Raw genomic sequence first — 8,175 nt, 5'->3', positions numbered from 1 at the left:
CGGCGGGCGCTGCGGACGAAGTCCTTCATCTCGCGCTCGCCGAACTCCCCCGCGCTGCGCCCCGCGAAGCCGCCGCAGAAGCCCTTCGCCCCGGCGACTCCGACCTTGCCGCCGGCCACCGGAAGGATCACCCCGTCCCCCTCCAGGACCGTGATCCCGGCGTCGGTGAGGACGCGCGTGACGTCGGCCTCCCGCTCGGAGTGGTAGTCGTGGTTGCCGAGCACGGCGACCACGGGGACGCCGAGGTCGCGGACCTCCCCGGCGACCACCTCCGCCTCCGGGACGGTGCCGTGCCGGGTGAGGTCGCCGGCGAGGAGGAGCAGGTCCGCGCAGAGCGGCAGGGTCTCGAAGGACGGGCGCAGCAGGCCCCGGCAGTCCGCGCTCAGATGGATGTCGCCCACGGCCGCCACCCGGACGACGGCCCCGTTCCGCTCGCCGTGGGAGGTCACGACAGGTCCTCGGACCGCTCGGGAGGATCGGCGCAGGCGACGAGGAGGTCCGCGCGGACCGGGATGCCGGCCAACTCCGCGTCGGCGAGCCGGAGGATCTCGTCGCGGCGGTCGGCCGTCGGGAGCGTGCCCGTCAGGAGGATCGTCTCGCCACGGGCCTCGACGCGCACGCCGAGCTCGGCCACGTCCTCACGCGCGAGCCGGTCCCTGAACCGGGCGACCCGGTACTCGTTCTCGTCGGCGTTCATCACGGTCCTCCTCCGTCTCGGACCCGTGACAGCGCCTTGCGCCGCAGGCGGTACGGGGCGACGTACCAGCAGAGGGCGAACCACGGCATCACGCCGCCGACGACGATCCCGGCGGCCAGCGCGCCGCCGAGGACCACGTTCAGGACGAGCATGAGCGTGCAGGCGACGGTCAGGGCGAGGAGGACCATGAGCCGCCCGGCGGCGGTCACGACCTCCTCCTCCACGATGCGCCACTCGGCCTCTGCCAGGCGCCTCGTCGCCGTCATGACGCCTCCTCGGCTCGGCATGTCCCGTTCTGCGAGGTGCGGTGCCCGAAGGGCGGCTCCGCAAACGTCCGTTCAGACCGGCGGGAGAGCGATCCGGAGGCCGCTGCGGGGCGCGGTCGGGATCCGCCGCAGGGGGATCCGCAGGTCCTGCGGGGGCACCGCCCACTCCTGCCGGGCCAGTGCGCGCGAGAGGGCCGCGAGGACGGCGACCGTGATGTCCTCGCCGGGGCAGCGATGGCCGGCGTGGACGTCGCCGCCGCCCTGCGGGATCAAGGCGTCCGGGTGCGGCGGGCGGGAGAGGAAGCGCCCGGGGTCGAACCGGTACGGGTCCAGCCAGAGGGCCGCGTCGTGGTTCTGCCCGTACACGTCGAGGAGGACCAGCGCGTCCTCGGGGATCGGCTCGCCCCGCCATTCCAGGTCACGGGCGGCGAGCCCGCCGACGAACGGCACGAAGGGATAGAACCGGCGCACCTCGTGGGCGAAGGCGGTGGCGTAGGCGCCGGAGCCGTCGTCGCGCAGCTCCTCCCGGGTCCCGGGCCACCGGTGCAGCGCGTGCCCCGAGAACGCCACGAACCAGGCGATGGCGATGGCGGGGCGGGCGACGTTCAGGAGCTCCACGGCGGCGGTGTGGAGGTCGAGCAGGCCGGCGCCGGCATCCCGGTGCCGGACGAACGCCGCGAACGGCGTGTCCGCCGCGGACGCCGTCGACCCCCGCGCCTCCTCGACCGCACGGGCGAGGACGCCCTCCTGGCGGGACCGGGCACGGCGGGCCCGCAGATGCCGCGGGCCGGGGGTCGCGAAGCCGTCGACCATGGCGAGGCAGTCCCGCGCCAGGCCGCCGACCTCCCCGTCGTCGTACGGCAGCCCCGCCCAGTCGCGGACGGCCCGTGCGAGCACGAGCGCCGCCTCCTCGAAGAGCACGACCTCGCGCCCGCCGGACGGGGCGAACGCCATCCGCCAGGCGGTCTCGGCGTGGTCGACGAACGAGGCGACGGCCGCAGGATCGGTCAGCCCGGCGACGAAGAGCGCCTTCCGCACGCGGTGATCGGCACCGTCCAGGGTGTGCACGGCGCCCCGCCCGAACAGCGTGTCGAGCACGGGTCCGGGCAGTGCGCCGGCGCGACGGACATGGCCTTCGTCATAGAAGAAGCGCACCGCTTCGGGTCCGTGCAGCGCGACGGCGGTCCGGCCGAGCAGCCGGGTCCGGACGACGTCGCCGTTCGGCGCCCGGCGGCGCAGATCCGGCAGCCAGCCGTATCCCTGGAGCACCAGCGCGGCGGTGCGGTCCTGGATCAGTGGGGTCATGCCCGGTGCGGTACCCCGTCGAGGCGGCGGCACGCGCGCGTACCGGACGATCCACGTACGGCCCGCAGCCCGACGGAACCGTGCGCGGTCACACGCCCCCGGCTTCGGGGAGAGGCGCGTGGAACGGTACGGCGGCACAGTGGAGGAGTGCGACTGAGGACGAGCGATCCGGACCGGCCGGGCTGGCGGCGGGTCCGCCACGGCCGCGGTTTCCGCCACCTGGACGCCGACGGCGCACCCCTGGGCACGGAGGACCGGGCCAGGGCCGTCGCGCTCGCCGTCCCCCCGGCGTGGCGGGACGTCTGGGTCTGCCCGTGGCCCAACGGGCACATCCAGGCCGTCGGCACGGACGAGGCGGGCCGTCGGCAGTACCTGTACCACGAGGAGTTCCGGCGCCGGCAGGAGGAGGCGAAGCACGTGCACGTGCGGCAGGTCGCCCGCAGCCTTCCCCGGCTGCGCCGGGCCGTCACGCGCGACCTGGACCGGCGCGGCCTCTGCCGGGACCGGGTCATCGCCTGCGCGGTGCGCCTCCTCGACCTCGGCTTCTTCCGCGTCGGCGGCGAGCGGTACCGGCGGGACAATTCCTCGTACGGACTGACCACCCTGCTCCGCGAGCACGCGCGCTGCACACGCGGGGAGATCTGCCTCGGCTACCCGGCGAAGTCGGGCCGCCGGCAGACCCGCGCCCTCGTGGACGCGCCGGCGTACGAGGTCGTCCGTGCCCTGTTGCTGCGGCGCGGCGGTGGCGACCGGCTGTTCGCGTACTGGGAGGGGCGGGCCTGGCACGAGGTCCGCGCGGAGGAGCTCAACGCGTACCTGCGGGAGCACGCCGGGAACGACATCACCGCGAAGGACTTCCGGACCTGGCACGCCACGGTCCTCGCCGCCGTCGCGCTCGCGGTCTCGTCGCCGGTGGCGGACGACTCGCAGACGGCGCGGGCGAAGGCGGAGCGGCGGGCGGTCCGGGAGGTCAGCGACCACCTCGGCAACACGCCCGCGGTCTGCCGGGCCTCGTACATCGATCCGCTCGTCGTCGAACGCTTCGAGGAGGGCGTCACGATCGCCCCGGCGCTGAAACGCCTCGGAGAGGACGGCGGCTTCGGGCACCCGGCCACCCGCGGCGCGGCCGAGCGCGCGGTGCTGCGCCTGCTCGGCTGAACGGCTACCCGTCGCTCGACCGCCCGGCCGTGGCGGTCCCGGCGCGGACGGTCCCGAAGGGGCTGGCACGCAGGTGGGCGAGGAGGTCGGCCGGGTCGTCGTACACGGCGGCGGCGCCCGCCTCGGTGAGGTCGGCGCGCGGGATGCCGCCGCACAGCAGCCCGGCACACACCACGTGGGCGCGGCGCGCGGCCTTCATGTCCCAGACGCTGTCGCCGACGAACACGGCCCGGCCGGCGGGCACGCCGACGAGCGAGAGGGCGTGTTCGAGCGGGTCGGGGGCGGGCTTGCCCTCCTCGACGTCGTCGGCGGAGGCGGTGGCCGTGAGGGCGTCGTCGGCGTTGATGGCCCGGCGCAGGGCGTCCAGCTCCCGGTCCTTGGCCGAGGTGACCAGGACGACCTTCCAGCCGTCGCCCGCGAGCGTCCGCAGCAGGTCACCGGCCCCGTCGAAGGCCTCGAGGCGCTCGTTGAACGTGCCGTAGACGGTGTCGTGGGCGGCGCTGAGCCGGCCGTCGTCCGACCGGTCGCGGGACCGGTCGAGCACGTGGTCGATGAGCTGCGCGCCCGGCAGGCCGATGGCACGGTGCACGGCGTGCGTCGCCACCCGGTGGCCGTGCTGCCGGAAGGCCTCCCACCAGGCCACGACGTGCAGGTGGTTGGAGTCGACGAGGGTTCCGTCGACGTCGAAGAGTGCGGCGCGATCCATGCCGGGGCTCCCTACAGGTCACGGAGGGCGGGCAGCAGGGCCGTCTCCGCCCAGTGGAGGAAGGGCATCTGGTGGGCGCCGCCGATCTGGACGAGGGCGAGGTCGGTGAAGCCGGCCTCGGCGAAGGGGCGGGCCGCCTCCACGACGGCCTCCACGTCGTCCCCGCAGGGGATGCTCTTCGCCACGTCCTCCGGCCGGATGTGTTCGGACGCCTGCTCGAACCCCGCCGGGAGCGGGAGCTCGGCGTTGAGGCGCCAGCCGCCCAGTGCCCACCGGAACTGTTCGTGGGCGCGGGCGGTGGCCGCGTCCCGGTCGGCGTCGTAACAGACGGGCAGCTGCCCCATGCGGGGCTTTCCCGCCCCGCCCCGGGCGTCGAAGGCGTCGAGGAGTTCGCGTTTCGGTTCCGTGGTGATCACCAGGTCGGCATGCCGCCCGGCGAGTGCGCAGGAGAGGGGGCCGGAGACCGCGATGCCGAGGGGCGGCGTCGTGTCGGGGACGTCCCAGAGCCTGGCGTCGTCGACCTGGAAGTGGCGGCCGTGCCGTGTCACGTACTCCCCCGTGAAGAGGGCGCGGATGATCTCGGTGGCCTCTTCCAGCATGGCGAGGCGTACGCGTGCCGAGGGCCAGCCCCGGCCGACGACGTGCTCGTTGAGGTTCTCGCCCGAGCCGAGGCCGAGCCGGAACCTGCCTTCGGAGAGGAGCTGGAGCGTCGCGGCCTTCTGGGCGATCACCACGGGGTGGTAGCGGAAGGTAGGACAGGTCACGTAGGTCATGAGCGGGATGTCCGAGGTCGCCTGGGCCGCCGCCCCCAGGACGCTCCACGCGTACGGAGCGTGTCCCTGCGAGCTCAGCCAGGGGAAGGAATGGTCCGAGATCACGGAGAAGTCGAATCCGGCCCGCTCCGCCTCGACCACGTGTCCGACCAGCTCACGGGGGCCTGCCTGCTCGGTCATCATCGTGTATCCGATGTGCATCATGTCCGGCGACTGCCACGGCTGCGGCGTCCGAAACGGGAGAGGGCCGACTCAGTGGAGCCGGCCCTCGTGCCACGGTGCTGGAAGGGATCGGTCAGGGCATGTCCGGCTCGTCGTCGGACGGCAGCGACCAGGACCGCGTCTCGCGGTCCGGGCGTGTCCGCTCGGGCCTCGCCACCGGTCCGGGTGCCTCCCTCATCGCTTCGGGACCCTTGTCGGTGCGCCCCATGGACATGTCCGTCCCCATGGGCTCGCCGCCCGCGGTCCGTGCGGTGTCGGCGTCCTCGGGGCGGATCCGGCCGCGCCAGCCGCCGGTCGCGTTCCCGCGCTCCTCCATGAAGCCCTTGAAGCGCTTGAGGTCGCCCTTGACCCGGCGGTCGAGCATGCCCATCGCGTCGGCGGCCTTTTCCGCCATGCCGGCGGATTCCACATCCATGGCGAGTCGCACGCGGGTGTGTGCCTCGTCCAGGGGCTGGAAGCTGACGACGCCCATCTGCCGTACGTCGCCTCCCGTCGTGCGCCACGCGATGCGCTGGTCCGGAAGCTGGTCGACGATCTCGGTGTCGAACTCCCGCCGGACCCCGGCGACCTTGGTCTGCCAGTGGCAGTGCCGGTCGTCGATCTGCCGGACGTCCTCGACGCCCTCCATGAAGCGCGGGAACTCCTCGAACTGCGTCCACTGGTCGTACGCGCTCCGCAGGGGCACGTCCACATCGATCGTCTGCTCCACCTTGCTCATGGTCAGGCCTCCTTCATGTCGTCGGGGCACTTCGGGATCCGGTCGTGCCCCATCGCCGCGACTACCCGTTGTCGGCACGTACAGACGGGGTACGGCCCACTTGTCGGCGGAGCGCGGTGCTCCGCGCGTGCCGGGCGTGATTCGGGAGCGGGAGCCGGGGCAGTCGCGACGTACCGACCCGGTCCGAACCGATGGGTGGTACGGGTGATGTCTGCTTCCCCGAACGAGAACGTCCCGCGCTCCCTCCTGCCACGGCCGTGAGGGAACGAGCGAGGGGCCGGGCGACCGGCGGGGACGTACTCCTCGACGGCCTGCGGGCCTGGGGTGTGTGCCGTGTCTTCGGCTGCCCCGATGACGGCGCGGACGGCGTGGACGGCGCGGACGGCGTGGACGGTCTGGTGTCCGCGTGGGCACGGGAGGGCGACGACCCGTGCCTCGTACGGGCGCGACGCGAGGACACGGCGGCCTTCGAGGCCGTCGGGTACGCCAAGTTCTCCGGCCACGTCGGCATCTGCGCCGCCTCGTCCACCCCGGGCGCCGTGCGGCTCCTCCGCGGCCTGTACGACGCGAAACCGGACGGGGTCCCGGTGGTGGCCGTCGTCGGGACGGGCCGCGCCCCGCCGGACGGCCTCTCGGAGCTGCCGACGGCGGCGACGTACGCGGACGAATGGACCGATCCGCGCCTGGTGGTCGCCGTCTGGAACGGCAGCGGTCCCGGCATGTCCGACCGGCCGTCACCACGGCCGCCGACGCCCGCCGTGTCGTACGCGGAGTTCGGGCGCTCTCTCGGTCTGTACGGGATCGGGGTGTCCAGCCCCGGGGAGGTGGAGGAGGCATGGCGGACGGCCCTCGCGGCGGACCGGCCGACGGTGCTCGACTTCCGTACCGCGCCCGCGGCGGGCGACCGCGACACGGATGGAGCTCCCGAGGGTGGGTAGACGCAGATCCCTTTTACCGGGCCCTTTCCTTTTACGGGTCCCATCGCGATCAGCCGCGAGGAGAGGAGCGGACCATGAGCCTCACAGAAGGCGCCGCCGCGCACCTGACGGTGAGCGGAACGGCACCCTCCCCGCACCCGGCGCGGGCTCGCGCGTCCGACGCGACACCCTCGCCCCTTCCGCCCGACCACACGCAGGCGATCCTGGAGACGACGAAGGAGGTGGGAGCCGTACTGAAGGCATCGGGGCGCCCGTTCGCCCTGGTGGGCAGTGTCGCCGCATACGCGCACGGCATCCCCGTCCGGCTCCAGCACGACGCGGACTTCGCGCTCCTGCGCGAGGACGCCGAGGTCGTCGTGGAGTCCCTCCGGGAGCGCGGCGTACGGATCGTCGATCCGCCCGAGGACTGGCTCGTCAAGGCCCGTGCGGGCGGCGAGGAGATCGACCTGATCTTCTCCCTCGCCGGGCGGCCGGTCACGAGCGAACTCCTCGCCCGCGCGCAGACCCTGCCGGTGGATTCCGTGCACATGCCGGTGATCGCGCCGACCGACCTCATGACCTGCCGTCTCCTCGCACTCTCCGAGCACCACTGCGACTTCGGTCCTCTGCTGCCGATGGCACGGGGACTGCGCGAGCGGATCGAGTGGGAGCGGGTGCGCGAGGAAACCGTCGGCGCCCCGATGGCTGAGGCCTTCCTGTACCTGCTCGAGCTGCTGGACGTACTGCCGCGGCCGAACGGCTCATGACGCGGGGGAACGGCTCATCACGCGGGGCCCCGGGCCCGCCTCTCAGGACCGGCCGGAGCCGGGCCGGCCTCCGTCGGAGAGCAGTTCGTCGAAGAGGACCCGGTAATGGATCATCGCCCCGCGCAGTTGCTCGGTGGTGGCCCGGTGGTCGGATGCCAGCAGGTCGACCTCGTGCGCCGCGCGGTAGTGTCCCAGGGCGCGACCGTGCTCGACGGACAGGTCCCGGGCCCGCTGCTCGAAGTCGTCCGTGGGGTAGCCGCGTTCGCGCATGAGATCGGTCACCAGCCGGTCCGCTTCGTGGACGGCCGACTCCGGGCGGTCGACGAAGTGCTCCTGCACTCCGCTCCACTCGTGCGAGTACCGCTGTTTCAGGTCGGCGTCGAGCGGCCGGATGTCGAGGGACTCGTGCCGCTCCTCCCGTGCGCCGAGGTCGTACTCGGCAGCTCGCCGACCGCCCGCCTCGTCGACCGTGCGCTCGTACTCCGGGCCGAACCGCTCGCGGAGCCGACGCCGCCGCCGGCGGTCCAGGAAGATCGCCAGCGCGATCAGGACGATCACCACCACGACGGGGATGACGACGGCCAGAAGTGTTCCTGTGGACATGACCCGGCCCCCTTGACTGTGACGGGCCTTTGCCCCGGCGGTT

General features: G+C 73.5%; 10 protein-coding genes and 1 pseudogene. 3 read left to right on the top strand and 8 right to left on the bottom strand.

Annotated features, from left to right (window positions below):
• The 4 genes from CCN56_RS07490 to CCN56_RS07475 form a co-directional block, all read right to left on the bottom strand.
• The coding region (locus CCN56_RS07490) for a metallophosphoesterase (RefSeq protein WP_179199731.1) at positions 1–449 on the bottom strand (449 nt) is incomplete at its 3' end.
• Positions 446–697, bottom strand: a complete 252-nt coding sequence (locus CCN56_RS07485; protein WP_179199730.1) for a hypothetical protein — start codon at positions 695–697, stop codon at positions 446–448. The genes CCN56_RS07490 and CCN56_RS07485, both read right to left, overlap by 4 nt.
• Positions 697–963 carry a DUF6328 family protein gene (locus tag CCN56_RS07480; protein WP_086824777.1) on the bottom strand — a complete coding sequence of 89 codons (267 nt, stop codon included), beginning with the start codon at positions 961–963 and terminating at the stop codon, positions 697–699. Before CCN56_RS07480 ends, CCN56_RS07485 begins: the two co-directional genes overlap by 1 nt.
• A 72-nt stretch (positions 964–1,035) precedes the next feature.
• Positions 1,036–2,268 carry a cytochrome P450 gene (locus CCN56_RS07475; RefSeq protein ID WP_179199729.1) on the bottom strand — a complete coding sequence of 411 codons (1,233 nt, stop codon included), beginning with the start codon at positions 2,266–2,268 and terminating at the stop codon, positions 1,036–1,038.
• Between the two features lie 147 nt (positions 2,269–2,415).
• On the opposite strand from CCN56_RS07475, the gene CCN56_RS07470 reads away from it, so the two are divergent.
• On the top strand, positions 2,416–3,426 hold the full coding sequence (locus CCN56_RS07470; protein WP_086824775.1) for a DNA topoisomerase IB: 1,011 nt from the start codon (positions 2,416–2,418) through the stop codon (positions 3,424–3,426).
• Positions 3,427–3,430: 4 nt separating this feature from the next.
• Here CCN56_RS07470 and CCN56_RS07465 read toward each other — a convergent pair whose 3' ends face one another.
• From CCN56_RS07465 to CCN56_RS07455, 3 genes and pseudogenes are all read right to left on the bottom strand, one after another.
• Complete coding sequence (locus CCN56_RS07465; RefSeq protein WP_086824773.1) at positions 3,431–4,132, bottom strand: HAD family hydrolase; 702 nt, start codon at positions 4,130–4,132, stop codon at positions 3,431–3,433.
• An 11-nt stretch (positions 4,133–4,143) separates the two neighbouring features.
• Entirely contained in the window at positions 4,144–5,109 is a 966-nt protein-coding gene (locus CCN56_RS07460) for a TIGR03557 family F420-dependent LLM class oxidoreductase (RefSeq protein ID WP_086824771.1), read from the bottom strand.
• 277 nt (positions 5,110–5,386) lie between these two features.
• A pseudogene (locus tag CCN56_RS07455) lies at positions 5,387–5,845 on the bottom strand (SRPBCC family protein); the annotation flags it as partial.
• Between the two features lie 257 nt (positions 5,846–6,102).
• Here CCN56_RS07455 and CCN56_RS45760 point away from each other — a divergent pair.
• Together CCN56_RS45760 and CCN56_RS07445 are read left to right on the top strand one after the other, a co-directional pair.
• Positions 6,103–6,783 carry a thiamine pyrophosphate-binding protein gene (locus tag CCN56_RS45760; protein WP_373412839.1) on the top strand — a complete coding sequence of 227 codons (681 nt, stop codon included), beginning with the start codon at positions 6,103–6,105 and terminating at the stop codon, positions 6,781–6,783.
• A 74-nt stretch (positions 6,784–6,857) separates the two neighbouring features.
• Entirely contained in the window at positions 6,858–7,529 is a 672-nt protein-coding gene (locus tag CCN56_RS07445) for a nucleotidyltransferase family protein (RefSeq protein WP_107484105.1), read from the top strand.
• Between the two features lie 42 nt (positions 7,530–7,571).
• On the opposite strand, the gene CCN56_RS07440 is transcribed toward CCN56_RS07445, so the two are convergent.
• Positions 7,572–8,132, bottom strand: a complete 561-nt coding sequence (locus CCN56_RS07440; RefSeq protein WP_086824764.1) for a hypothetical protein — start codon at positions 8,130–8,132, stop codon at positions 7,572–7,574.
• Positions 8,133–8,175 lie beyond the last annotated feature (43 nt).

Source organism: Streptomyces sp. NRRL B-24572, from assembly GCF_002156145.1.
GTDB lineage: Bacteria > Actinomycetota > Actinomycetes > Streptomycetales > Streptomycetaceae > Streptomyces > Streptomyces vietnamensis.
Note: the sequence above shows the minus strand (reverse complement) of the source record. Positions and strands in the feature narration are given on the sequence as shown.